This window comes from Streptomyces sp. 8N706 (assembly GCF_052245415.1).
GTDB lineage: Bacteria > Actinomycetota > Actinomycetes > Streptomycetales > Streptomycetaceae > Streptomyces.
In genome coordinates this window covers 1-23,525 of sequence record NZ_JBQQBW010000076.1, presented here as the reverse complement: position 1 = coordinate 23,525, position 23,525 = coordinate 1, and the positions used below count along the sequence as shown (strand labels likewise).

The 23,525-nt window shown below is 68.4% G+C and carries 24 protein-coding genes and 2 pseudogenes; 15 read left to right on the top strand and 11 right to left on the bottom strand.

Features of this window, described 5'->3' with window-relative positions; translation table 11 throughout:
* Positions 1-91 precede the first annotated feature (91 nt).
* Positions 92-232: pseudogene (locus tag ACTWQE_RS24225) on the bottom strand (SGNH/GDSL hydrolase family protein); the annotation flags it as partial.
* Between the two features lie 4 nt (positions 233-236).
* The gene (locus ACTWQE_RS24220) at positions 237-806 is read right to left on the bottom strand and encodes a PadR family transcriptional regulator (protein ID WP_443331144.1); all 570 of its coding nucleotides are present in this window, start codon (positions 804-806) and stop codon (positions 237-239) included.
* Positions 807-892: 86 nt separating this feature from the next.
* Between ACTWQE_RS24220 and ACTWQE_RS24215 the strand changes: the two genes are divergently transcribed.
* The 4 genes and pseudogenes from ACTWQE_RS24215 (at position 893) to ACTWQE_RS24200 (ending at position 3,741) form a co-directional block, all read left to right on the top strand.
* On the top strand, positions 893-1,324 hold the full coding sequence (locus tag ACTWQE_RS24215; protein WP_443331143.1) for a nuclear transport factor 2 family protein: 432 nt from the start codon (positions 893-895) through the stop codon (positions 1,322-1,324).
* A 94-nt stretch (positions 1,325-1,418) separates the two neighbouring features.
* The gene (locus ACTWQE_RS24210; protein WP_443331142.1) at positions 1,419-2,219 is read left to right on the top strand and encodes a helix-turn-helix domain-containing protein; all 801 of its coding nucleotides are present in this window, start codon (positions 1,419-1,421) and stop codon (positions 2,217-2,219) included.
* A 10-nt stretch (positions 2,220-2,229) separates the two neighbouring features.
* Positions 2,230-2,616: a VOC family protein gene (locus ACTWQE_RS24205; RefSeq protein ID WP_443331141.1), complete on the top strand. Its 387-nt coding sequence runs from the start codon at positions 2,230-2,232 to the stop codon at positions 2,614-2,616.
* Between the two features lie 120 nt (positions 2,617-2,736).
* Positions 2,737-3,741: pseudogene (locus ACTWQE_RS24200) on the top strand (IS481 family transposase).
* Between the two features lie 55 nt (positions 3,742-3,796).
* On the opposite strand, the gene ACTWQE_RS24195 reads toward ACTWQE_RS24200, so the two are convergent.
* Positions 3,797-4,411, bottom strand: a complete 615-nt coding sequence (locus tag ACTWQE_RS24195; RefSeq protein WP_443331140.1) for a hypothetical protein — start codon at positions 4,409-4,411, stop codon at positions 3,797-3,799.
* Positions 4,412-4,549: 138 nt separating this feature from the next.
* Here ACTWQE_RS24195 and ACTWQE_RS24190 point away from each other — a divergent pair, with 138 nt between their 5' ends.
* On the top strand, positions 4,550-5,101 hold the full coding sequence (locus ACTWQE_RS24190) for a DinB family protein (RefSeq protein ID WP_443331139.1): 552 nt from the start codon (positions 4,550-4,552) through the stop codon (positions 5,099-5,101).
* 258 nt (positions 5,102-5,359) lie between these two features.
* Here the strand turns inward: ACTWQE_RS24190 and ACTWQE_RS24185 are convergent, their stop codons facing one another.
* The 3 genes from ACTWQE_RS24185 to ACTWQE_RS24175 are packed head-to-tail and all read right to left on the bottom strand — an operon-like array spanning position 5,360 to position 6,866.
* Positions 5,360-5,503 carry a hypothetical protein gene (locus tag ACTWQE_RS24185; protein WP_443331138.1) on the bottom strand — a complete coding sequence of 48 codons (144 nt, stop codon included), beginning with the start codon at positions 5,501-5,503 and terminating at the stop codon, positions 5,360-5,362.
* Positions 5,504-5,547: 44 nt separating this feature from the next.
* Positions 5,548-6,267 carry a hypothetical protein gene (locus ACTWQE_RS24180; protein ID WP_443331137.1) on the bottom strand — a complete coding sequence of 240 codons (720 nt, stop codon included), beginning with the start codon at positions 6,265-6,267 and terminating at the stop codon, positions 5,548-5,550.
* The gene (locus ACTWQE_RS24175) at positions 6,264-6,866 is read right to left on the bottom strand and encodes an RNA polymerase sigma factor (protein WP_443331136.1); all 603 of its coding nucleotides are present in this window, start codon (positions 6,864-6,866) and stop codon (positions 6,264-6,266) included. Before ACTWQE_RS24175 ends, ACTWQE_RS24180 begins: the two co-directional genes overlap by 4 nt.
* Positions 6,867-7,261: 395 nt before the next feature.
* On the opposite strand from ACTWQE_RS24175, the gene ACTWQE_RS24170 reads away from it, so the two are divergent.
* Positions 7,262-7,507 carry a hypothetical protein gene (locus ACTWQE_RS24170; protein WP_443331135.1) on the top strand — a complete coding sequence of 82 codons (246 nt, stop codon included), beginning with the start codon at positions 7,262-7,264 and terminating at the stop codon, positions 7,505-7,507.
* Positions 7,508-7,607: 100 nt separating this feature from the next.
* Here ACTWQE_RS24170 and ACTWQE_RS24165 read toward each other — a convergent pair whose 3' ends face one another.
* Entirely contained in the window at positions 7,608-8,825 is a 1,218-nt protein-coding gene (locus ACTWQE_RS24165; RefSeq protein ID WP_443331134.1) for an MFS transporter, read from the bottom strand.
* 252 nt (positions 8,826-9,077) lie between these two features.
* Between ACTWQE_RS24165 and ACTWQE_RS24160 the strand changes: the two genes are divergently transcribed.
* From ACTWQE_RS24160 to ACTWQE_RS24150, 3 genes are all read left to right on the top strand, one after another.
* Positions 9,078-10,064, top strand: a complete 987-nt coding sequence (locus ACTWQE_RS24160) for an ArsR/SmtB family transcription factor (RefSeq protein ID WP_443331133.1) — start codon at positions 9,078-9,080, stop codon at positions 10,062-10,064.
* A gap of 322 nt (positions 10,065-10,386) precedes the next feature.
* Complete coding sequence (locus ACTWQE_RS24155; RefSeq protein ID WP_443331132.1) at positions 10,387-10,842, top strand: YbhB/YbcL family Raf kinase inhibitor-like protein; 456 nt, start codon at positions 10,387-10,389, stop codon at positions 10,840-10,842.
* Positions 10,843-11,827: 985 nt separating this feature from the next.
* Complete coding sequence (locus tag ACTWQE_RS24150; protein WP_443331131.1) at positions 11,828-12,169, top strand: STAS domain-containing protein; 342 nt, start codon at positions 11,828-11,830, stop codon at positions 12,167-12,169.
* Positions 12,170-12,726: 557 nt separating this feature from the next.
* Here the strand turns inward: ACTWQE_RS24150 and grpE are convergent.
* From grpE to ACTWQE_RS24135, 3 genes are all read right to left on the bottom strand, one after another.
* Complete coding sequence (gene grpE, locus ACTWQE_RS24145) at positions 12,727-13,290, bottom strand: nucleotide exchange factor GrpE (protein WP_443331130.1); 564 nt, start codon at positions 13,288-13,290, stop codon at positions 12,727-12,729.
* Between the two features lie 116 nt (positions 13,291-13,406).
* Entirely contained in the window at positions 13,407-15,296 is a 1,890-nt protein-coding gene (gene dnaK, locus ACTWQE_RS24140; RefSeq protein WP_443331129.1) for a molecular chaperone DnaK, read from the bottom strand.
* A 734-nt stretch (positions 15,297-16,030) separates the two neighbouring features.
* Positions 16,031-16,837, bottom strand: a complete 807-nt coding sequence (locus tag ACTWQE_RS24135; RefSeq protein WP_443331128.1) for an alpha/beta fold hydrolase — start codon at positions 16,835-16,837, stop codon at positions 16,031-16,033.
* A 250-nt stretch (positions 16,838-17,087) separates the two neighbouring features.
* On the opposite strand from ACTWQE_RS24135, the gene ACTWQE_RS24130 reads away from it, so the two are divergent.
* Positions 17,088-17,315 (top strand): hypothetical protein, encoded by a 228-nt coding sequence (locus tag ACTWQE_RS24130; protein ID WP_443331127.1) that lies wholly within the window; start codon positions 17,088-17,090, stop codon positions 17,313-17,315.
* Between the two features lie 503 nt (positions 17,316-17,818).
* Positions 17,819-18,253, top strand: coding sequence for a DUF6234 family protein (locus ACTWQE_RS24125; RefSeq protein ID WP_443331126.1), 435 nt, complete (start codon positions 17,819-17,821; stop codon positions 18,251-18,253).
* A gap of 396 nt (positions 18,254-18,649) precedes the next feature.
* Here the strand turns inward: ACTWQE_RS24125 and ACTWQE_RS24120 are convergent, their stop codons facing one another.
* A complete protein-coding gene (locus ACTWQE_RS24120; protein WP_443331125.1) occupies positions 18,650-18,862 on the bottom strand; it encodes a hypothetical protein in 213 nt (70 codons plus the stop codon).
* Between the two features lie 571 nt (positions 18,863-19,433).
* On the opposite strand from ACTWQE_RS24120, the gene ACTWQE_RS24115 reads away from it, so the two are divergent.
* The 4 genes from ACTWQE_RS24115 to ACTWQE_RS24100 all read left to right on the top strand — a co-directional run bounded on the left by ACTWQE_RS24115 (position 19,434) and on the right by ACTWQE_RS24100 (position 23,314).
* Entirely contained in the window at positions 19,434-20,069 is a 636-nt protein-coding gene (locus ACTWQE_RS24115) for a hypothetical protein (protein ID WP_443331124.1), read from the top strand.
* Positions 20,070-20,334: 265 nt separating this feature from the next.
* A complete protein-coding gene (locus ACTWQE_RS24110) occupies positions 20,335-21,312 on the top strand; it encodes a GNAT family N-acetyltransferase (RefSeq protein WP_443331123.1) in 978 nt (325 codons plus the stop codon).
* A gap of 372 nt (positions 21,313-21,684) precedes the next feature.
* Positions 21,685-22,404 (top strand): uracil-DNA glycosylase, encoded by a 720-nt coding sequence (locus ACTWQE_RS24105; protein ID WP_443331152.1) that lies wholly within the window; start codon positions 21,685-21,687, stop codon positions 22,402-22,404.
* Positions 22,405-22,681: 277 nt separating this feature from the next.
* On the top strand, positions 22,682-23,314 hold the full coding sequence (locus tag ACTWQE_RS24100; protein WP_443331122.1) for an AAA family ATPase: 633 nt from the start codon (positions 22,682-22,684) through the stop codon (positions 23,312-23,314).
* Positions 23,315-23,525 lie beyond the last annotated feature (211 nt).

Here is a 23,525-nt window from a genome sequence, read left to right as displayed (position 1 = left end):
GCTGATCTGCAGCTGGGTGGCGATTCTCGTACGGGTTCTCCGCCGCGTCCGGAGAGGACACCGCTGTGCCGCACGGCTTGCCCGGGGGGGCGGCCAGGTTGGCGTACCGAAGCCCGGGGTTGACGGCCGTGAGGTGCTCGGCGAACCGGTCGGCCCAGCCGCGTAGGCCCATGGTGTCGTCCCCGTCGCCGAGCCCTTCGGTCTGGCTGTCGCCCAGGGCGACGTAGCGCAGGTATTCACCGCTCGGCTTGAGTCGTCTGCCTTTCCCGCAGGACGGCTGCGATCCGCAGGCACCAGTCCCGGTGCTCCTGTTCGAAGGCCAGGCCTCGCAAGCAGGTCAAGTACGGCCCGATGCGCTCACCTCGGCGGAGGAACTCCTCCTCGTCCACGTCGCCGCGCAGCTGCCGCAGGAGCCTGCCGAGAAGCTCGATCTTGGCCTCGGCTGCGGAGGCTCGCTCTTCGAGCTGTTCGATCACCGGCGTGGTGCCGATGCGGTCGGCGGCCTGGACCTTGACGAGCAGATCATCGCGGATGAACGAGGGCTTCGGCGCGGCGGCGGCGAACTCTTCCAACTCGGCGCGACCGGCGTCGGTGACCCGGAACAGGCGTTTGTTGGGCCGGCTCTCCTGGACCACCTCGCGGCCCGCGACCAGCCCTTCCTTCTCCAGCTTGGTCAGCTCGGCGTACAGCTGCTGGGGCAGGGCGTGCCAGAAGTTCGCGACGCCGACGTCGAACGCCTTCGCCAGCTGGTATCCGCTGTACTCGCCGTCCAGGAGCGCCGCCAGTACGGCGTGTCGCAAGGCCATCGCAACAGCCCCTTCCCTTTCCTCGCCCGCCCCTGCATCATACTCAAGAAAGTGACTAATCACATCCTTGAGTACGAGGAGGGGTCATGGAGACCGCTGAACGCTTCCGTGCCGCCGTCGAGAAGGGCGATCTCGCCGCACTGGACGACCTGTTCACCGACGACATCCGCTTCTACAGCCCGGTGAAGTTCACTCCCTTCGAGGGCAAGCCCACGGTGCTCGGACTCTTCGGTGTCCTGCTGCGCACCTTCGAGGACTTCCGCTACATCGGACACCTCGATGGTGCGGCTGAGACCGGTACAGACGGCGAAGAGGCTCCGTCGGTGATCCTGCTCTTCCGGGCCACCGTGCACGGAAAGCAGATCCACGGCATCGACCTGCTCCAGTTCGACGAGACGGGCCGGGTCAAGGAGTTCACCGTGATGGTTCGCCCACAGTCCGCTGTGCACGCCCTGGGTCAGGCGGTACATGCCGGCCTGGTAGCCGGCGGCCTCGTCCCCGAGCCCGCCGGCCTCTAGGTGTTGCGGGGCAGGACGTTGGTGACATGCACCTGACTGCGCTGCGCGGGGCAAGCCTCGGCCTCAAGGCGCCGGGGAATGTAACAATGCGAAGGTGGAACTACGTCAGGCATGTCGTGCCGCGGGCATCGGCGTGGTGGTCGTCAGCGGACACGATGGTCAGCCTCGTTTGCATCGGGCCGTCCCGGCTCTGTCCGCTCGATTGGTTGTCAGCCTGGGGGCCCCGATCGAGGTTCACTACGACGGACGGACCCAGAATGCCCAGGCGGTTGTGGCCGGGTTGATGCGGCCCGGGGTAGCGACTCCGGCCACGACCCTGCGGTCGCAGCAGCCGATGGCCTATGCCGAGTTGTCGCCATCGACGTTGCAACGGCTAACCGGAGTGCCGCTGAGCGAGGTGGACGCGGGCGGCGTCAGCGCCGATGCCGTCCTGCCGTGGGTGAACTCGCTGTGCGAGGAGCTGGCCGACCATCCGGTCGGTCACCGCGAGGCTGTCATGCGTGTCCGGCTCCTTGAGTACCTGCACCGGGCTGGTCGCGGCAAAGGGCCCGAAGACGCCCTCCGAACACTGGGCGTGATCGGAGTCAGTGGGGGGACGGCGTCGGTTGAGGAACTGGCGCGAGACGCGCACCTGAGCCCCCGGCGATTGCGATACATAATGCGACGCTCACTGGGGGTCACGCCGAAATTCGCCTCCCGCGTCGCGCGCTTGGCGTCCGCCGTGAGCCGCGCCGGCGCAGGCGCGGACTCATGGGCCCAAGTGGCCGCCGAGTCGGGCTATCACGACCAAAGTCACCTTGTGCGTGACTTCCGCGACCTCATGAACACGACTCCAACCGCGTGGCTCGATGAAGAGGGCCGAAATCTACAAGGGTGGCAACGCCCTGCCCCATGACCATCGGGGCATGAATAGCCAACTGCACCCCAAGCTGCTGGTCTCCGATGCCGACGCAGCGATCGCCTTCTACAACCAGGCTCTCGGAGCCAAGGTGAACCTCCGAGTCGCCGATGACCACGGCGTGGTGAACCACGCCGAACTCGCGCTCGACTCCGTCGCCTTTGCGCTGGCTCAGAGCGTTGAGGAGTGGGGGTGGAGCGATCCCGGGTCAGTGGGCGGCTCGCCCGTCCTGATCATGCTCACAGTGCCGGACCCCGACGCGACGGCGGACCGTATGGTGCAGCAAGGGGCTGAGCTCGTGATCCCGGTCGACAACCGCCCTTACGGCAAGCGGCAAGGCAGGGTGGAGGACCCGTTCGGCCATCTCTGGGTCATCAGCGGAGAACCTCGATAGGTCACGGGATTCTCCGAAGGAACGTTGCCGTTCCGTGGCTCCGAGCGAACGCGCACGCCAGCACAAGGCGATGGCACGCAGCTGCGCGCGGGCCGACCGCCTGCGAAAGGACCAGCCCAATTGACTCACCAAAATGCGCCGCTGTCATTCGAAGGTCGACGACGACTCGTCGAGCGCTGCCGGCGTCGGCCCATTAGTCACGTCGCCGCAGAGATGGGAATCTCACGAGCGTGCGCATCGAAGTGGGTCAGCCGGTGACGCCGCCACGGCGATGCCGGGCTTCAAGACCGTCCTTCGATCCCGCACCGGAGTCCGAACGCGACACCGTCTGGGGTTATCGAGCAGATCGAGGCCTGGCGGCGCAAATACAAGTGGTCCGCCCAACGGATCACCGACGAGCTTGCTGGCGTCGGGTTCGGGATCGATCGCAGGACCGTCAGCCGACACCTGAGTCGGCTCGGCCTCGGCAGGCGCAAGTTCATCGACCCCGGCGGCGAGAGCAACCGCAAGCCGGGGAAGATCATCGCTCGCTGGCCCGGCCACATGGTGCACCTGGACGTGAAGAAGGTCGGCCGGATTCCCGATGGCGGCGGCTGGCGAGTCCACGGCCGCGACAGCAACCAGGCGAAGGCTGCCGACCGGGCGAAGTCGGCAGGCGCCAAACGCGGCTACGTCTATCTGCACTCCGTCGTCGATGGGTTCTCACGACTCGCCTACACCGAGCCGCTCGACGACGAGAAGGGAGCCACGGCGGCAGCGTTCCTCACGCGAGCGAAGGCCTGGTTCGCCGCCCACGGCATCAACCACATCCACAGGATCGTCACCGACAACGGCGCCTGCTACCGCTCCGGCGACTTCGCCCGCATCGTCGGCCAACAGACCCGGCACCAGAAGACCAAGCCCTACACGCCCCGGCATAACGGGAAGGTCGAGCGCTACCAGCGCATTCTGGCCGAGGAAGTCCTCTACGCACGAGAGTTCACCAGCGAGGACGCTCGCTCAGCTGCGATCGCCGTGTGGAACATCCACTACAACTACCACCGGCCACACGGCGGGGCAGGAGGCCAGCCGCCCGCTTCACGGCTCCGGGATGGTGTCACGAACGTCCAGCCCTCAAACATCTAGGAGTTGTCGTCGAAGTGTCACGCCCACATCAGAAGATCACATCGAACTCCATGTACTAGGCGAGCGTCTCGGGTTCCGCAGTGGGCATGCCGTCGCGGACCCCATTGCCGAGCTCCACCGGCATCGCCAGGCCGAATTCCTTCAGGCCCTGGGCCTGGTCGGGCGTCATCAGGAGCCACCAGGCGTCATAGGACTCCTCGTCCAGTTGCCAAAAGGAGCGTGGATCGTCGTTGCCGGGCACGAGGTCGCCGATGGCCTCGAAGGCGGCATTCCAGTCCATGTAGCGGGTGCTGTCCGAGAGGTGTTCCGTCAGGTGCCATATCGACCGGCCATTGCGCCGGAAGTGCAGGTACTCGTCGCCGTCCTCGTCCTTCACCAGCTCGACGTCATCGACCACCACCGCACCGCCCGAGCACGCCGCCGCGTCCAGCAGCAGCTCCTTGTACCCGTCCTCAAGATCGCCCGACACCTTCTCGGGCGTCTGGAAGCCGAGGCCGCAGTCGCCGACGAGGAAGGTCAGCTCCTCGGCGTCCTCGAATTCCTCGTCGAGGTCCATGCCGATCCCGGCGGCCTCCGCCAGGCCGGTCGCGGCCTGTTCCTCCGTCGCTATGCCCAGCCGCACCAAGAGCTCCGCAAATCCCCGGCAGGTGCGTCGTATTTCGTTGTTCATGACAGCACCCTCACACATTCCGGCCGTGGCGGAGCGGGGTCTGTCCACGAGGGGGCCACAAGGCGAGAACGGACCGACCCGCACCCCGGCACAAGGCCGGAGCTCACCGCCCGTCGAGCGCGGTGGATGATGGCGGGTATGACAGGTCCACGTGGGCGAGCGGGTGTTTTCACCAGCGCCGAGCCTGATCGTCGGTTCAGCACGAGTGCCACCAGCGACGAGCGAAGCATGCTCATCGACTTCCTGGGTGCCCAGCGTGCGACCCTGAAGCTGAAGTGCTCCGGTCTGGGCGTGGAGTTGTCCCGGCGGTCTGTGGAGCCCTCCACTCTCTCGCTGCTGGGACTGGTCCGGCACCTCGCTGATGTGGAGCGCCGCTGGTTTCGGCGGGTATTGGCCGGGCAAGACGCCCCGCCCCTGTTCCACTCGGATTCCGACCCGGACCAGGACATCAACGGTGCGGTGCCCGATCCTGCGGTCATCGCCGCCGCGTGGGAGGCGTGGCGCGCTGAGGTGGAATTCGCCGATGCTTTTGTCGCCGAAGCTCCCCATCTCGACATCACAGGAGACGACGGATGGCGCGGGACTGTCTCGCTGCGCTGGGTGCTCATCCACATGGTTGAGGAGTACGCCCGCCACAATGGACACGCCGACCTGCTCCGTGAGCGGATCGACGGAGCGGTAGGCGTATGACGCCGAGCGACCTGACTCGGCTCGGGTGCTACTCGGACAGCTGTCTGCTGACCAAGGAGTCCCGTGAGACGCGCTGGATGCTCATGGGCCTCCGACTGAGCGCTGTTGCTGAGTCAGGCACCTCAGCAACAGCGCTCAGCTCTGCTACGGGATGTCGATGATCTGTTGACAGCGCGCTGGAGTTGTTCGGGACTGGTGGTCAGTCAAAGACCCGGGCCGCCTGGCGGCTTGGGCCCTCGACAGTGTCTGCCGCTCTGGTCAGCGGCTGATCCACCAGCCGATGCCTTCGAAGAGCAGGGATATTGCGGCTGCTGTGGGGGGCACCGCGATCTCAATCCGCCGGCTGCGGGTGAGGGGCCGACGAGGCTTACGGCGCCTGCGGCCGTCGAGGAAACGGAGCATGGTTTCGCCTTCTTTGGCTAGCAGGGGCTGTGCGGCGGCAGGGTTCACCCCTGGCACAGGAGGCTGTCGCGGTATTCCTCAGGGACTTCTTCGAAGTACTCCTGCGGAATGGGGACGTGGATGCCGGTGCCGGCGTTCACTTCCCTGATCTGGTCATCGACCTCGGCTTTGAGCGCGTCGTTGACGGGGCGGCCGTCCGCACGGTAGGCGTCTTCCCAGTCGGCGTCGCAGAGGAAAGCCGCTCCATCAAGATTGCGGTAACAGGAGATCGCCTCACTGGGGTTGCCCCGCAGGAGTCCCTCAAGGAACAGACAGTAGGCGGAAGTGGCGTCATCCGCGCCGGCGGCGAATCGCCACCAGAAGCGGGCTCCATCGGCGTGGCCGTTGGTGAACAGCAGGCAGGCGAAGGAGCGGGCCGCGACCGGGTCCATGCGCAATTGGCCGTCGACGAAGGCCAGCAGACGATCGGCGCTTCCGGGGGCCCTGATGACCAGGCGGCACATCGACTTCAGGTCGTAGTGGAGCTGTCGCCGCAGTTGCCAGGTGGAGATGGACACCGTGTCGCCGACGGGTTCGAGCAGCAGCTCGGCGAGCTGCGGGGAGGTGGGCATCAGCCAGCCGCCCTTGGTGCCGCGGGCCGCGTTGTTTCGGCGCGCGGCGATATGCTCGATGCGTTGACGGAGCTTACGCACGTCCTCGGCTCGTTGTTCCGGTGTGTAGGCCGGAGTGCGGAGCAGTGTTCCCCGCAAGATATCGTCGATCACGGTGTAACGCCTTTCTGACCGTCTTCGGCAGCCTCGGGTTCGTTCAGTGCTTTGGCGAGCGCTTCCCGGCCACTGGCCAAGTGGGAGCGGACGGTGGAGGCCGTCAGCCCGATGCTGTCGGCGATCTCCTCAGCCGTGTGGCCGCTGAGGTAGTGGAGCTTGATGCAGGTTCGTTGACGATCGGGCAGGGCCGCGATGGCCTCGTGGACCACGATGCGGCGCGGCATCTGCTCGATCTCGTCCGACGGTATGCCGGAGATGGCCCGGACGGTCGGTTCGAAGGCCAGGCCTTCTTCGAATGTCATGAGGCCGGCGGGCATACACGGACGTCGGTCCCGCTTGCGCAGCATGTCAGCGATGACACCTTTGAGGATGGTCCAGGCGAACGCCGAGGTGCTCTCGCTCGCCAGCGCTTCATCCCACTTCAGGTGCAGCTTGAAGAAGGTTTCGTTGGCAGCCTCGCGGGCGTCGTCAAGAGACCCGAGCTTGAGGTAGGCCGCATTGACATAGACCGGGCGGCGCCCGAGGACGAACTCATCGAAAACCAGCGAGCGGTGCCCTTCGGTTACCGTGTGCAGCACGGCTCCGCCGTCGTTCACCGGTGGCCTCGTCCTGCTTCGCGTATGGGGGAGCATTCGCTACGGAGGTGCTGATGAAGTGGCCACTGGTCCTCGTGTGCGGCCACCACTGGCGGCGTGATGCCGTCGATCATCTTTTGGCCTTTCGTATGGATTCGATGCCCTCCCCCGCTGGGGCACCGCGAGCCATGGGCGACTCACTCTCTGTGCCGTCCCAGAGGTTCCGAACGTCCAGCCGGCCGGGAGAAAGTATTGACGAAACGTTAATCCATGATCACAGTCGGTGTTGTACGGCAACGGTATGACGGCGCGTCAGTACACGTGGACCCCATTGACAAGAGGACGCGAGCCGTTGCTGTGGCAGTGCAGAGGTCCGTTCCCGTCATCCAAGGGCGCAAGCCGCTGCCGCGCCGAAAGTGCTGTGCGGGATCCTGTTCCTGCTGCCGTTCCTGGAGCGGCTGGGGCTCCACGACGCCGCCGCGCAGCCCCGCACACCCGCTGTCGACGCCGAGCATCCCGCGGCGTCCGGCGATCCGGGAGCGACGGACGGCTGGTGGTGGGCCGGACCCGCTCTGGCGGCCGGACTCCTCCTCGGGGCGGGCGCGACACTGGCGCTGCGCCGCCGCCCGTCCGCTCCCCGAGGAACCGGACCTCAGACCTGATGGGCTCGCCCCGCTGACCGGTTCCGCAGGGGGAGGAGGGCGAGTGCCTTTACTGCGAAAGCACTCATCCGCTACTGCGAGAGCACTCATCCGCCCACGGCTACCGGGCGTCGGGACTGCCAGTGGCTGGTCCGACAGCTGCCAGGTGGCGGGCCAGGGCTACTGCGGCGAGCAGCGCGACGAGCGCGCACACGCCCAGCCACCCGAAGCAGGTGTAGGCGCGGGCTCCGACCCAGGAACCCATACTGCCGCCCAGGTAGGCGCAGGTCATGTAGGCGGTGTTGAGCCTGCTACGGACCGTAGGGCGCAAGGCGTAGATCCGGACCTGGTTGGCGACCATGCCGGACTGCATTCCGACGTCGAGCAGCAATGTGCCCAGCGCCAAGGCCGCCAGTCCCAGCGCACCACCGAGGCTGCCGAACGCAAGGACGACAGCCGACGCGATCACCCCGAGCATGCATACGAGGTTCACCACGTCGGGCCCCCGACGGTCCACCTGGCGTCCCGCCACCGGTGTGCAGAACATGGTCCCCGCGTTGACGAAGGCGAGCACCCCCACTGCCTGGGCACTCATGTCGTAGATCGAGCTGGTGAGCAGGAGTGCGATGCTGGTCCATACGGCCGAGAAACCAGCGAATACCGTGGCCTGGTAGTAGCAGGAGCGCCGCAGTTCGGGTTCGGTGCGCAAGAGGCGTAGCGGCTCGGCCAACAAGGCCGGATACTGCTGCCGCGACGGCGGCACCGTCGTCGGCAGCGTGCGGGTCAGGAGCGTCGCGATGCTCAAGGCGAGTGCCGCGGCCATCAGATAGGGGGCTCGCCATCCCAGCCACTCGCCAATGGTCCCGCCCAGTGCACGAGACAGCAGCATGCCACCGATGGATCCGCTCAGCAGCGTGCCGCTGACCACCCCCCGGCGATCGTCGGCCACCAGGCCGGCTGCCATCGGACCGACAATGGGGGCGACCACAGTCGTTGACCCGATGAGGGCGCTCGCGCCGATAAGGGGCGGAAGCGCCGGCGCGGCACTCGCGGCGAGCAGCCCCAGGCCGGTGAGACCGAGCAGGGTGATGATCAACGGACGGTGCGGGAACCGATCACCGAGCGGCACCAGCAGAAAAATCCCGGCCGCGTAGCCGAACTGCGCCGCGGTCAGTACCAGGGCAGCAGAGTCGGGGGATACGTGCAGGCCGGTGGCGACCAACGGACTGATCGCCTGGGGAAAGTAGACGTTGCCCACGGCCACCCCGCAGGTCAGGGCCAGGAGCAGGATCGCCCGGCGGCTCACTTGAGACTCAGGGCGTTCAGGATCGTCGGCCACGTCAGTCCACCGGTCCGACGGCCACGTAGACGACCTGGTCGGAAACGAACCCCGCATCGGGACTCACCAGGAACGACGCGGTGTGCGCAACGTCCTTCTGGCGCGGTGACGCTGGCCGTGACGGCCGGGCCGCGTTGCGCTGTCGGGTCGACCGACCCAGCCGAACTGTACGTCGCCGATTGATGTCGTCTGTCATGCGCTGAAGTCCAGAACAGCCGCACGCAGTTGCCAACTCATGTAGCTTCCGGCTTAATGATCAGCTTCTTGCTCGATGTCGAGGACCTCGCGGACACCCGGTTCGCGATCTCCCCGTTGCAGGAGGCCATGGGCAGCCTGTGGGCACTGCGGGATCCTGGCCGTTACGCGCTGCACATCCCGTGGCGCAGGTCCGTTCTCAGCAAGATCAAGGCACTCGATACCCGCCTCCTGCTGTCCTTGGTGGGGCCGAGTCGTGCCCTTCCCGATTTCCTGACGCCGCGGCCGACGACCTTCGCTCCCGGCATCGAAGAACAGCTGGCTGTCGTACGCCGCACACCCCCGTACGTCGTGCGGCGCGACATGTTGGCGACGCATGCACCACGCCGGCTTCCCGAGGTCCTCAAGGAGGTGACCGCTCCCGGTGACACGCCTGTCCTCACGCTTCTGAACGAGATCTGCGAGCTTCTGCAGCGCTACTGGGACATGGCCTTCATGCCGGCTTGGCCGCGCATGCGACTGGTGCTGGAAGCCGACGTCACCTACCGCGCACGGCAGTTGGCCACGGGAGGGGCACGCCTGCTGTTCTCCGACATGCATCCGAACCTGCAGTGGCAGGACGGCATACTGCATATCGACCAGATGATCGGCAAGCACCACGTGGCCACGTCCGGAAGAGGACTGCCGTTGGTCCCGTCCCTGTTCGCCTACAAGCCAGTTCCTCCCCTCAGCCCGGAGGAACCACCGATGCTGGCCTACCCGAGCCGTGGTGTCGCGACCGTATGGGCGCCGACACCGGAGCCCGCCGCAGCGGCGCTCACATCGCTTCTCGGCGCATCCAAGGCACGACTCCTCGGCATGCTCGGCGACTCCCTGACCACAGTCGAGATCGTCCGCCGCCTCGACGTGACCCCAAGCGCCGTGTCACAGCAGCTGCAGGTACTGCACGCGACGGGCCTGGTCACGCGGGCCCGCGACGGGCGGCACGTGCTGTACCGCCGCAGTCCTCTCGGCGACCAGCTGGCCGGCGGGGCAACGCGGTGACCGGGCCCGATGTGGTGCAACGGAGCCGCGGCGCTGGATTACGCGTGGGTGCCGGTCACCGTACGGGGTCCTTGGGGGGTGCTGCCACACCGACCTGTTGTCTGATCACTCGCTGACAACCCGGCTCATGGTGTGAGCCATGGTGGGCCCTGGCGACCGGCTGACAACAGCGCTCGGGCGCGCCTGGGACGTGGGGTGAGGCGAGTCGACCACAGCACAGCCCCAGGTCGCTGAACTGGGACGTCAAGCGGGGACGGGGTCCGCGAATGCTCCTGAGTGGCGGATCGGCGTGATCGGCCCGCTCGCGGGTACCGCGACATACATGACTGGAATCGAACTGCACAGCGCTGCATTCAGCGACCACACCACCATTCCCCGCCACTACTCGAAGGAAGGCGAGAACGCCTCGCCACCCTTGAGCTGGTCCGGCGTTCCGGACGAGGCGGAAGAGCTCGTTCTCCTCTGCGAGGACCCCGACGCCCCTTCCGGGAGCTTCGTCCACTGGCTGGTCACCGGCATCCCGCCGGACAGCGCCGGGGTGGACACCGGGGAGATACCGACGGGCGCCCACCCGTACACCAACGGATTCGGGGACCGAGGGTGGGACGGGCCGATGCCGCCCGTGGGAGACAACGCGCACCGCTACGTTTTCCACCTGTACGCCCTCCCCGACCGGCTGTCGCTGTCCGACCGGCCGTCTGCCCGCGAGGTCCACCGTGCCGTCGACCGTCAGGGGGAACTCGCCAGCGGCTCGCTCGTCGGCCTCTACCAGCGCTGAAGAGCGAAGACCGGGGAGTACACATCACGTACACACCCGCTCCCGCACACATCCGCTCACGCGCACACACCCGCTCGTCGGCGGCCCGGACGGCGGGAGCCGTGATGGCGCATGCGTTCTTGGATGAGACCTTGGCCGACCGGGCGCGTTTCCCCTGAAGTGCGGACTCGAGCGGCAAGAACCGACCGCTCGGGGCCGACTGGGGGGTCCGGATAACACAGCCGCTGCGGGCCGCTCTTCCAGGACTCGGAGACCCACGCGGTCACGATCGGACAGCTGCGGCGACTCTCCGTAGTTCTGGCGTAATCCTGGCAGCGATCCGGGTGGCTCGCCCCGGCATCATGCGCCCGCGCAAGCGCCCCCAACTGAGTGCGGGCGGCCGGCCATCCTGCCCCCGGCCGCCGCCATGGCCGCACAGCCGAGCCGGGCACGGCCCCCAAAGACCGCGCCCACCTGCGCAAATACGGAAGGGAGCGCGGAACCCAAGCGACGTTCCTGACCCCAGCCGACCCTGTCCGAACCGGCAGCAGCGCAGCTCGTGCGGCAGCAGACCGCACGAACTCCAACACAGCCGACCATTTCGATCGCCATGCGGTGGGATGCGGCATCCATCACCTGAAGCGCCACAGGCCGTGGACATGCGATGCGACGAACGCCCGGCCGATCCGACGACCTGGTCGGCGACATCGTGCGGCCCGCTGAGCCAGGGCCGGGAGGGGCGCGCCGTCGTTGCGACCGCCCGGCCGGGCTGCGGCGGCGTCTCTGGGCTGGCTCGCGGCAGCGGGACAGGTCCTGCCTGGCCTGCGCAGGGGCGTGGCGCCCGGGCCACCTGCTCGCGGTACCCGGTGGACCCGAATCCGGGCAGATTTGTGCATTTCTTTCGCTCTAGGTCTGGACAACGTGGCGGTGTCCGGGTTTCTCTAGAAGTGTTTGGATTTGTTAGCTGATTTTTAGATCCGGAGGCTTGCCGCCAGTGCCCGATGGGATGACCGATCTCCTGGCCACCACCATCACCCGTGACCTGGCGGGGGTGGCGACGGTGGCCGTACGCGGCGAGCTGGACCTGGTCACCGGCGACCGGCTCCTCAGCTGCCTGTTCAAGGCCGTGGATGAGCATACGAGCGTGATCGTGGATCTTTCCGGCGTCACCTTCCTCGACTGCGCGGGGCTACGTCCGCTCAACGATGCCCGTCGCCGGGCTGCCCGCATGGGCCGCCAGCTGCACCTGCAGGGCGTACCCCGGACGGTGACCAGGGTCCTTCGAGCAACCGGCCTGGAGTCGGCGTTCTCCATTGCGCCTCGGCCCGCCGACACCACGCCCGCGTAGCACTGCCCCGGGTAAAACTGCGTCCGGGTCAGACCACGTCCGCCGATTCCCGAGCCCTGCACGGTCACAAGACCCGCGTCGGCTCGGCCGGACCCCCGGGGGGTCGATTCGTGCGGGTGGGCGGGAGCCCGGCCCTCCCGTTACGGGACCGCGTGCCCCAGTCGCAGGTGTACCCGAATCGGACGGCGACCGCCGCCGCGCATCCCGACACGGCACCGGCGCGACGACGGCGGTACGGAGACGGCCCCGCTTCCGGCGCCTGCCGTGGGGAGTCCTTCCGCTGCAACCCTGCCCATGCGGGATGCCCCACGCCGTGCAGCCGCCCCTCACGGCCTGCCAGACAGGCCATCGGGCCTGGCGAGGAGCTTGGCCATGGTGTCGGCGTCCGCTCCCGACTCCGCTGTCGTAAAGCCCACCGCTCGATAGAGGTGGATCGCGGGGTTACCCCGCTCGCTGCCCGCACCCGCGCAACGGATCAACATGTACGGCGAGTCTGCTCCGGCAGGGCCGCCGAGGGACCGGTCGAGCGCGTACCAGCCGGCTCTGCGCCTCGGTCGCTATCGCAGGCCCTGGGCCGCGGCTGGTGATGGCGAGCCGGCCGGTGCGGCAACGACCACCTGGGCCGGGCTCAGAAGCTGATCACCGAGGAGGTAGCCGGGGCGGAGGACCACCGCGCACAGGGCGCGACTCACCTCATCGCAGCGAAACTGGTAGAGCGCCTCGTGCCGACCGGGGTCGAACTGCTCACCCGGTTCGCCGAAGGACCGCAGGCCCAGCTCGGCCAGCCGCGTTTCCATCGCATCGGCGACCGCCACGCATCCCTCGCTCATGTCGCCCGACTCGCGGACCTGCGCAATGGTGTCGAGGACGGGCAGGAGCCCCCGGAGCACATTGGCCACGGCGACCTCCCGGACCGCCAGTCGGTCGCGCCGGACTCGCTTGCGGTAGTTGTCGTACTCGGCCTTCACCCGTTGCAGATCGGCTGTCCGTTCGGCGAGCCGCGCCCGCAGCTCCGCTGTCTGCGACGGGGCAGCCCGCTCACCGCCGCTGGGTGCCGACGGCGCTGAGTTCGCTGCCGTCCGGGAGTCCGTGCCCGCGGTTGGCGGCCGCCCACGGGACAAGGACTCACTGTCGCCGGCCCGCGACAGGGGAGGGAGGGCTGCCGGATGAATGCGCTCCTTCCCCTGCGGGACTACGAGAACCGCCCGGCCTTCTCGTCGGGAATCGCTCCGGTGACTCATCCGGCACCTCCCCGCTTGTCCTCATCGATGATCTCGGCATCGACGACGTCGTCGTCGGAGGTCGTGCCCTGGGGGCCGGTGCCACTGGAGCCGCCCTCGCCGGTGGAGCCCGCAGTACCGGATCCTCCTCCCTCGGCGCGCGCCTGCGCGTACATCGCCTGGCCCAGCTTCTGGCTGACGGCCGCGACCTTCTCGGTCGCGGTGCGGATCTCGGCGGAGTCCTCGCCCTTCAGCTTCTCCTTGAGGTCGCCGACCGCCGTCTCGACCTCGGACTTCACATCGCCCTGGACCTTGTCCGGGTTGTCCCTGAGGAACCTCTCGGTCTGGTAGACGAGACTCTCACCCGTGTTCCGGGTCTCGGCGGCCTCGCGGCGCTTGTGGTCCTCCTCCGCGTACTGCTCGGCCTCGCGCATCATGCGGTCGATGTCGTCCTTCGGCAGCGCGGAGCCACCGGTGACGGTCATCCGCTGCTCGTTCCCCGTGCCGAGGTCCTTCGCGGCGACGTGCATGATGCCGTTGGCGTCGATGTCGAAGGTGACCTCGACCTGCGGGACACCGCGCGGGGCCGGCGGCAGACCGGTCAGCTCGAACATTCCGAGCTTCTTGTTGTACGCCGCGATCTCGCGCTCGCCCTGGTAGACCTGGATCTGCACCGACGGCTGGTTGTCCTCGGCCGTGGTGAAGATCTCGGAGCGCTTGGTCGGGATCGTGGTGTTGCGCTCGATCAGCTTCGTCATGATGCCGCCCTTGGTCTCGATACCGAGGGACAGCGGGGTGACGTCGAGCAGCAGGACGTCCTTGACCTCGCCCTTGAGGACACCGGCCTGGAGGGCCGCGCCGATGGCGACGACCTCGTCCGGGTTGACGCCCTTGTTGGCCTCCTTGCCGCCGGTCAGCTCACGCACGAGATCGGCGACGGCCGGCATACGGGTCGAGCCACCGACGAGAATCACATGATCGATCGCCGACACCTTGATCTGGGCGTCCTTGATCGCCTGATGGAACGGGGTCTTGCAGCGCTCGAGCAGATCTGAGGTCAGCTGCTCGAACTGCGTCCGGGTGAGCTTCTCGTCCAGGTGCAGCGGGCCCTCGGCGGACGCCGTGATGTACGGCAGGTTGATCGTGGTCTCGGTCGACGAGGACAGCTCGATCTTGGCCCGCTCCGCGGCCTCGCGGAGACGCTGCACCGCCATCTTGTCCTTGGACAGGTCCACTGCGTAGGCGTTCTTGAACTGCTTGACCAGATGATCGACGACTCGCTGGTCCCAGTCGTCACCCCCGAGGTGCGTGTCGCCGGCGGTGGACTTGACCTCGACCACTCCGTCGCCGATCTCCAGCAGCGAGACATCGAAGGTGCCGCCACCGAGGTCGAAGACCAGAATGACCTGGTCCTCCTTCTCCAGGCCGTACGCCAGCGCCGCGGAGGTCGGCTCGTTGATGATCCGCAGTACGTTCAGACCCGCGATCTCACCGGCCTCCTTCGTGGCGGTGCGCTGCGAGTCGTTGAAGTAGGCGGGCACCGTAATGACGGCATCCGTCACATCCTCGCCGAGGTAGGACTCCGCATCCCGCTTGAGCTTTTGCAGGACACGTGCGGAGATCTCCTGGGCGGTGTAGCGCTTGCCGTCCACGGTGCCGGAGGCGGGGAACCGCCAGTCCGCCTCACCCACGTGCCGCTTCACCGACCGGGCGGTGCGCTCCACATTGGTGACCGCTTGGCGCTTGGCGACTTCGCCGACGAGGACCTCGCCGTTCTTGGCGAAGGCGACTACCGACGGTGTGGTCCGTCCACCTTCGGTATTGGTGATGACGGTCGGTTCACCGCCTTCGAGGACGGACACCACCGAGTTCGTCGTACCGAGGTCAATTCCGACTGAGCGGGCCATGTCAGTTCTCCTCCATACGCCCTGCCGCACCGTCGGCGGGGAGAGAACCGGCCCGAAGGGAGTGCGGGCGACCCCGGACCAGCCCGCTGCCACATCCGATGGGTGACTGCGCGGCGAACACTGTCCTCCTGTCCAGAATGCCGCTGCCGGGCTCCGATCACCAGCGAGAGACAGCTGTGGTCACCCAGCGAGAGACAGCGGATGGATCGTGCGCGCCGCACCCGGGACGCACCGTCCGGACGGATCAGCACCGGCGGGCGGCCGGGAGCCCGCTCGCCGCCCACTCGAGAGGGTTGGGCAGCGGTTCGGCCGGCCTTGCCCGCAACTCCATTCCGCATCCCCGTAGTCTCGGGGGATGCTCGCTCTCCGCACCGCAGGGACTGCGGCTGACCTGTGGTGTCACGGCGACCGGTGGGCAAACCGGCATTCGGAGATCGTCCGGTCCGGCCCGACCGCGCAGCCGGGGACGAAGCCTCGGCGCACTGGGCGGGTGCTGGCCAGCGGCGACCACCGTGCCGTACGACTCGGTGGTGTCGCGGGCGATACGGCAGGCGCGCCCCAGGATGACGCCCAGCAGGATGCAGTGAGCATGGTGGCGCCGAAGAGACCGGGCGCGTGGGCCCGCGGGGTGGCGGGCAGCGTCGTCTGGATGAACGAAGGCACTGCGGGACGATCAGCCTGCTGCCCCCCGGAGCGGCGCGCCGCGACGTGTAGGCGAGGAGCGTCGCCGCCGATCATGGCCGGGGCCCGGTCAGGAACTCCGCGATGCGCCCGCCCCAGGTGCGGATGTCGGAGCGGGTCCGGGAGATGTGGAGGTCGGCGCGCGGCAGCAGACCGGCCAGCGTCTCCGCCGTCGAGACCGGGTGTCCCGGATCATCCGACCAGGCCAGGATCAGCGCGGGCGGGTGCAGCGCTTCCAGGGCGGCGGGAGGGGGGAGGTCGGACATGGCCAGACCGCGCAGTACGGATGGCAGTATCCGCTCGCTGGGGGTCGGTGGGAGCTGGGGGACGTCCGAGAGGAAGGCGGGGCGCGGCTGTTGCCGTTTCGCGGCGAGCCAGGCGTCCGCTCCCTCTCGTTCGACCGTTTCGGCCGATTCCCGGTTGCCCTGCGCATACGCCTTCCGTGTGGCCCATGCCGTGGGTGGGATGAGGAGAACCAGCCGGGAGAAGCGCGCCGGTGCCCGGACGGCGGCGTGCAGTACGGTGCCGCAGCCCATCGACGCGCCCATGGCCGCGACCGGCTCGAGAGCGCCCAGGTGACCGAGCAGGCCCAGCAGATCGTCGGCCAGTGACGGGTAGGTGAAGTCGGTGTCCACCGCGCCTCCGGTGGACCGGCCGTGCCCTCGGGCGTCGTAGCGCACCAGGCGCCGCCCCGCGTCCAGCACCGGCTCCCAGTCGAACAGGCCCATCCGGTCCTCGATCGCCTGGCTGACGAACCCGCCGTGCGCGTAGACGGCCAGAGGGCCCTCACCGGCGTCGTCATAGACCAGATCAGCCCGCCGGTGCCGGAAGCGGCCCTCCCTGACGGTGTGCATTCCCATGGGATCAGTCCTGGCAGCCGAGCCGGTACGCACTCGCGTTGAGCGGATTTCCGAGGGCCGGCCTGGACCGCCCCCCACACCATCCTGGCGCGGGAGTCGAAGGGCGTACCGGCGCCGGCGGGCAGCCTCACCCGGCCGGGCGCGAATCTCACACGGAAGGACCGGCGGTCCGCCGTGCGGCGGTGCCGAGGGCACTCCTCGCTTCGGTGACGGTCCGGCTGATGCCGCGGTTGCGGGAGCGGTGTCGTGGATGAGGGCCCGCGGACGTCCGGTGAAGGCCGCACACCGGTGGAGGCGGCACCAGCGACCTGGCACGTCGCTGTGCAGAGCCCGCCCACCGACCGGGGCCACCACCAACACGGCGCGCAATGGCTTCCTGCCCGCGTACTCCTGCATGGCCACCGACTACTGGCCCAACCTCAGGACCGCGCTGCTCCACGCCGCCGAACTCGCGGACGCTCCCTACACAGTGAGCTGACCCCGTAAGCTCCCGCCCCGCCGCCCGGCGCCCTTCCTCCACCGCTCGGCGGGGCGGGCCTCTCCCCGGCTCCCCACGTTTCCTTCGGTTGCGGCATCCCGGTCCCGCCCGCCGTGAGGTGGCTGAGCCGGGATCAGAGTCCGGCCAGCCGTTGTACGTAGTCATCGCCGGGCAACGGGGCCCGTACCACGCCCGCGGGGGACCTCCAGCAGGTAACCAGCGCTTCCGTATACGGCACCAGGCGGCGGCACCGGGCGGCCTGCCTCTCCTGGAGGCCCTGGGCCCGCGCCGGATCGAGCAGTCAGGTCCACGGGCCGGGCCGAGGGGCTTCGGCGGACCGGCAGTTCAGCGCCCCGGCACCGTCCCCGCCGACACCATGAAGCCTTCCTCGAGCGACGCCTTCTGCATCATCGCCTTCGGGCGCGTCCGGGCCTGGTGTCAGCCGCTCTCCATGAGTACGCGTACTCATGCGCACCTCTGGGGCGATGGTGAGACTCCCCCGTATGGACGCATCCTCCGCCGCCGACGGCAAGCGGCGCATCGATCGGAGCTCGGACGTGGGCGCGGCAATCGGCCTGGCGTTCCTCGAGGTACTGGCCCTGCTGGTGACCTTCGCAGCGTGGTTCCTGTCCGGATGGGGCCTCGACCCCGCGAGTCCGGGCACCACCGACCCTGTGTGGGGGTACCTGGGGGCTGCGGGCACGGTCGGGGCCGCAGCCCTGGGGGCGGCCATTCTCGCCTCGCGGAGGAACGCCTCGGTGACCGCTTGGAGCCAGGGCTTCATGACCACGGTGGTGGCAGTGGTGATCTTGGGTGGAACCGCCTACCAACAGCACGAGGACCAGCGCAATCGTCCTCTTCCCGGACCTACGTTCTCCGGGCAGGTCGGGTGCCGCAGCGGCGGCGACAACAGCGAATGCCGTGGCACCGGCGGGTGAACCATCAGGAAGGGCGGGGCCGTCACCGAAGGGCCGGGGCGTCTCCGACGGCTCCGAGGGGATCAGCGATGGGTCTCCGGTGCGGGGTTACTCCCCCAGCCTTGGGCCGGGGCGCTCCCCACCCGTACGAAGGCTGGGGGAGCATCGCGAGGCGGTGGGGGTCCACCGGCCGGGAGGTCGTCCTCAGCCTGGGCGTATGCGGGCGGTCCCCGGCAACGCGGCGTGTGCCCCCGGCCGAAGGCGGGGGGTGTCGTACCTGGCGTCGCAAGCCGCGAAGGGCCGTCAGACACGTCCGAGGACCCCGGAACGGAGGTTCCGGGGTCCTAGGCGACCCTCCTGGCGCTCGGACGCGCCGGCGGGCCGGCAATCGAACGACGCCTAGTCGGCAAGGCGCCGTCAGATGCCCGAGGTCTGCACCGTGGCGAGGCCGGAGAGCTGCGAAGCGGGCACGACGGACGCGAGGGACTCGACAGTCCCGGCAACATCGCCGACGCCCACGGCGGCACCGTAGCCGGCAGCGTTGGCGGCCACACCGGCCGTACCGCCCGCAATGCCGTCGAGCTCGTTGTCGGCAATCTCGCGGGTCTCAACCTGGGGGGTGAAGTCCATGACTGGCTCTTCCCTTCCATGTTCGGGGATTCCTGAATGGCCAGCCGTTTGGCAGCAAACCAAATCCGGCCGGTCGAACGGTCGCATGATGTCCGAAAAGACGGAAACCAATGACTAACGGCGACCGCACTGGCAAGATCCAACCACGTCGACTGAGTGACCGGCAACCCGAGGGTCCAAGGATTCCGCGAACGCCTCGACGACACGACAAACCCCCCTGACGTGCAGTCTTGTCCATTTAATGGTGACAACTCATCCTCATGAGCCATCCCTTCCCGAGCCTCCCGGCAAAAGGGTGCAGTTCAGCTGAGAGGGACATATCGACTAAGGGAAAGCAGCAGCTGACGAGTAGCCACAATCGCTATTTCTGGCGCATTGAGACGGATCGACAGGCGGCCTCACACGAGGGCAGGAAATCTGTTACGTCCGTCGATGTCGAATTTTCGATATGCATGGGGGAATGGTCTTGGAGTGCGATGCACGGCGGGATCTCCGCTCGGCGACTCCGGAGTCGGTCACCCCGGTCGCAGGAAGGCAGCAGTGGAGTCAGGGGCGGCCGTCCTGGAGTGCCGTGACGGTCCGTCGGCTCTTCTGGATGCGTGCCGGTGAGCTCGTCCGCCCCAAGGCCGTGGCGGGCGAGGCGGATGAGATGAAGGGATGGCTTGCACTCCACCGCCGTCTTCGACCTAGCCTTCACCGCCAACGGCACCTGGCAGGACGGCTAACTACGGCCGGGCACGACCAGCGCCGAGGGCGGCACCGGTGGATACGGCACCGACGGCCGCCCCGTGGCGGGCAAGGGCTCGGGCGGCTATGTCGAATTCGCCCCTGGCACGCGCCAGGTGCCTCGACCGACGGCCAGACCATCGAGCTGCCCCAGGCTGCCACCGCACTGTCCTTCCTGGGCAGCGCGGTCAACGGGAACCAGTCGGCCGAGGCCGAGGTCACGTACACCGACGGCAGTTCCGACACGGTCGACTGCTCGTTCACCGACTGGACGGTCGGCCGCGGGAGCGGGACGGTCCAGTGCGGCAATGCGACCGTGGCCAGGACTCCGTACCGCAATGTCAGCGGTGGGGAGAAGGCTGTGGTGGACGCCCATGTCGTCGCGACCGCGCCCTTCCGGGCCGCTGCAGGGAAGAAGATCAGGAGTGTCACGCCGCCGGACAACGGAAATCTTCACGTCTTCATGGTCGCCCTGGGCTGACGCGGAACGGCGCCGCAGAACGCATGGCCGGGCGGCACCCCTCCGCGAGGGTGCCGCCTTCGTGAGGGCTGCTTCTTCGTGAACGCTGCTTCTTCATGAGGGCTGCCGCCCTGCTCCACGGGAGGCCGGCGAACGAGCTGACGGCCGGAGTGTCCGCCGCGACGCCGACCGCCCTGGGGTACACACGCTCCGGCGTGTCGTCGCCCTGCCGTGCCACGCACGCTCGTGGTGTGATGAATGGGGGGGCCGGAGAAAGGAGGGAACCATGACCTCACCGGCAGCCGACCGGAAGACCGGCGCGAGCGAGGTGTCGGTCCGCCCGCTCACCGAGGCGGACCTGGATCGCGCCGACGAGATCTGCAGGGTCGCCTTCGGAACCTTTCTCGGAGCTCCTGAACCAAAAACGTTCTTCGGGAGCGCCGACTATGTCCGCACCCGTTGGGCCGCCGACCCGCGGGCGGCCTTCGCCGCGACCCTCGACGGCGACGTCGTCGGGTCGAATTTTGCCGTCGACTGGGGCAGCGTGGGGTACTTCGGGCCGCTGACCGTGCGTCCGGACTTGTGGGACCAGGGCGTCGGCAGGAGGCTCATGGAGCCGGTCATGGACTGCTTCGCCACCTGGGGGAACCGGCACCTCGGCCTGTTCACCTTCTCGCACAGTCCCAAGCACCTGGAGCTTTACCGCAGGTACGGTTTCTGGCCCCGATTCCTCACGGCCGTCATGAAGAAGCAGGTCGAGGGCCGTTCCGCGGACCCCGGCCGGGTGTTGTACTCCGAACTGTCCGCGGCCGAGCGGCCCGGCTTCCTGAGCGAATGCCGAGCGCTGACCGGGGCCGTCTACGAGGGGCTGGACCTGGAGCGCGAGATCGTGGCGGTGCAGGCGCAGGGGCTCGGCGACACCGTTCTGCTCCAGGGCGGCTCCGGGCTCGACGGTCTGGCCGTCTGCCACTGCGGCGCGGGGTCGGAGGCCGGCGAGGACGTGTGCTTCATCAAGTTCGGGGCCGTACGCCCTGGCCGCGAGGGAGCCGACCGCTTCGAGCGACTGCTCGACGCTTGTGAGCGACTGGCGGCCGAGCTCGGGGCGAGTCAGCTCGACGCGGGGGTGAATCTGGGCCGCCCGGATGCCTATCGGCGCATGGTCGGCCGCGGTTTCCGCACCCAGTTGCAGGGCGTGGCCATGCACCGGCCCAATGAAGCCGGCTACAGCCACCCCGACGCCTATGTGATCGACGACTGGCGCTGAGACGGAGGCCCGCAGGAGCAGCACATGGAACAGCACCCAGCCGGCCGGACGGCGGGGTTTCTCCTGTGGGCCGCCCGTCGCCGACTGTATCGGCGGGCGTACCTGCCCCGGAGGCTCGAAATCCCTGGCTCCGGTGACGACGATGGGGCATCGGCTCATGTGTGCGTCCATGGCGTCCATGCGTCAGGTGCGGCGATTCGGAGCGCCGCCCTGGTGGAGATGGACCGCCGGTGCAGGACGGGACCTGCGGGTGGGGACCTCTTGTGAGGAGATGGCGGAGTGCAGGATCAGCAGCGGAACCGCGGGGACGCGGAGGAGCCGGGCCCCGAGGCGCCCGCATTCCCCTCCTACCGGGCCGCGCGAGCGGAGAACCTGGCCGCCTTGGACGCCGAGCTGATCCGCTGCCGAGCGTGTCCACGTCTCGTGGAATGGCGCGAGGAAACGGCCAGAGTCAAACGCAAGGCGTTCCAGGACTGGGACTACTGGGGGCGGCCCGTACCGGGGTGGGGGCCGCCCGACGCCGCGCTCGCCATCGTCGGCCTGGCGCCCGCAGCACACGGAGGGAATCGCACCGGACGGATGTTCACGGGTGACCGTTCGGGCGACGTTCTCTTCGCCGCACTCAACGATGTGGGACTGGCCTCTCAGCCGACGTCGACGGCCCGGGACGACGGGCTGGAACTCCGCGGGGTGCGGGTGACCGCGCCGGTGCACTGCGCACCACCCGCCAACAAACCGACGCCGGAAGAGCGGCTCACGTGCCGTCCCTGGCTGACGCGCGAGCTGCAGCTTCTGCGCCCGACGCTGCGGGCCGTCGTAGTCCTCGGCGCCTTCGGCTGGCAGGCGCTGCTGCCGTCGCTCGCCGAGGCCGGTTGGGAGGTGCCACGACCGCTCCCGGCGTTCGGCCATGGTGCGCACAGTCGGCTGACCGACTCACGCGGCGCTCCCGATCTGCACCTTCTCGGCTGCTATCACGTCAGCCAGCAGAACACCTTCACCGGCAGGCTCACCCCCACGATGCTCCGCGACGTACTGCGGCACGCCGCAGCACTCGCAGGACTTCCTGAGGGCGGGGAGCGCCTGGAGGGCTGAATGAAGATGCCGCCTTCGGCCCCGCCGCACGTGTACGGCGTGGACGGTCCGGCGCCGGTGCCTCCCGCCGTCGGCATCAGCTCCGACAGGGCGGAACCACAGTGAACAGCGCCGCCCGCCTCGGTTTTCACCACGGCGTCCGGCCCCGTGGCCTCCGTCGCACCCGCGCTTCGCGAGCTCCCGGCCCGGGCCGACGTCCGCTTCTCCGGTACTCAAGAACGTTCCTGGGGGCGAGGCTCGGTCTCGCGGCGCCGGTCCCCTTTCGTAAAATCCGGGGATGCTCCTGTGGATCAATGGCCCCTTCGGCGGCGGTAAGACGCAGACCGCGCACGAGATCCAGCGGCGGCTTCCAGGCAGCATCATCTGCGATCCCGAACACGTCGGCTTCGGCCTGCACCGGATGACGCCGCCGCTGCTGCGCGGGGACTTCCAGGACCTCCCGGCCTGGCGGCAGGGTGTGTACGAGGTGCTGGACCTGGCCCTCACCCGGCACAGGGGCACCGTCATCGCACCGATGACGGTCGTGGAAGCGGCGTACTTCCGGGAGACCGTCGGACGGCTACGGGAACGCGGCCATGACGTACGCCACTTCGCGCTGCTGGCCGACCGCGTAACGGTGCTGCGACGGCTGCGCGAGCGCGGTTTCGGCCATGCCCTGCGGTTCGTCGCCGGAAGGGACATCCCCGTGCTTCGGGAGAGCTTCGCCGTGTCGAAACTCGACGTGTGCCTGGAGCGACTGGGACAGGCGGAGTTCGCCGAGCAGGTGTGGACCGATCGCCTCACGATTCCGCAGGTTGCCGACCGTATCGCGGCCTCGGCCGGGCTGAGGCTCACCCCCAATACGGACAGTGCGCTACGGGGGCGGCTGCGCCGAGCGTGGACGGGGCTCAGGCATATCCGGCTCGACTGAGCGGCGGCCGCTTGCGCCCCCGTACCGCCGCCCCGGTCACCAGACGTTCTGCCTCCCCCGCGGCAAGAGGACCGCAGGACGCCTCCTTCATCGACGCGGCGTCGAGCTGCGGTTGAGCAGGCAGGCGGCGACGGTGGCTCCGTGACGGCACCTCGGCCGACTCTCTCCTTCTGCTCCACCCGGAGAGGGGCAACGGTCGGGCCGGGCCGCC

Coding starts and splice junctions, on each gene's coding strand:
- ACTWQE_RS24220 (WP_443331144.1), bottom strand. CDS start 806: ATGGCCTTGCGACACGCCGTACTGGCGGCGCTCCTGGACGGCGAGTAC.
- ACTWQE_RS24215 (WP_443331143.1), top strand. CDS start 893: ATGGAGACCGCTGAACGCTTCCGTGCCGCCGTCGAGAAGGGCGATCTC.
- ACTWQE_RS24205 (WP_443331141.1), top strand. CDS start 2,230: ATGAATAGCCAACTGCACCCCAAGCTGCTGGTCTCCGATGCCGACGCA.
- ACTWQE_RS24195 (WP_443331140.1), bottom strand. CDS start 4,411: ATGAACAACGAAATACGACGCACCTGCCGGGGATTTGCGGAGCTCTTG.
- ACTWQE_RS24190 (WP_443331139.1), top strand. CDS start 4,550: ATGACAGGTCCACGTGGGCGAGCGGGTGTTTTCACCAGCGCCGAGCCT.
- ACTWQE_RS24185 (WP_443331138.1), bottom strand. CDS start 5,503: ATGCTCCGTTTCCTCGACGGCCGCAGGCGCCGTAAGCCTCGTCGGCCC.
- ACTWQE_RS24160 (WP_443331133.1), top strand. CDS start 9,078: ATGATCAGCTTCTTGCTCGATGTCGAGGACCTCGCGGACACCCGGTTC.
- ACTWQE_RS24155 (WP_443331132.1), top strand. CDS start 10,387: ATGACTGGAATCGAACTGCACAGCGCTGCATTCAGCGACCACACCACC.
- ACTWQE_RS24150 (WP_443331131.1), top strand. CDS start 11,828: ATGACCGATCTCCTGGCCACCACCATCACCCGTGACCTGGCGGGGGTG.
- dnaK (WP_443331129.1), bottom strand. CDS start 15,296: ATGGCCCGCTCAGTCGGAATTGACCTCGGTACGACGAACTCGGTGGTG.
- ACTWQE_RS24135 (WP_443331128.1), bottom strand. CDS start 16,837: ATGGGAATGCACACCGTCAGGGAGGGCCGCTTCCGGCACCGGCGGGCT.
- ACTWQE_RS24130 (WP_443331127.1), top strand. CDS start 17,088: ATGAGGGCCCGCGGACGTCCGGTGAAGGCCGCACACCGGTGGAGGCGG.
- ACTWQE_RS24125 (WP_443331126.1), top strand. CDS start 17,819: ATGGACGCATCCTCCGCCGCCGACGGCAAGCGGCGCATCGATCGGAGC.
- ACTWQE_RS24120 (WP_443331125.1), bottom strand. CDS start 18,862: ATGGACTTCACCCCCCAGGTTGAGACCCGCGAGATTGCCGACAACGAG.
- ACTWQE_RS24110 (WP_443331123.1), top strand. CDS start 20,335: ATGACCTCACCGGCAGCCGACCGGAAGACCGGCGCGAGCGAGGTGTCG.
- ACTWQE_RS24100 (WP_443331122.1), top strand. CDS start 22,682: ATGCTCCTGTGGATCAATGGCCCCTTCGGCGGCGGTAAGACGCAGACC.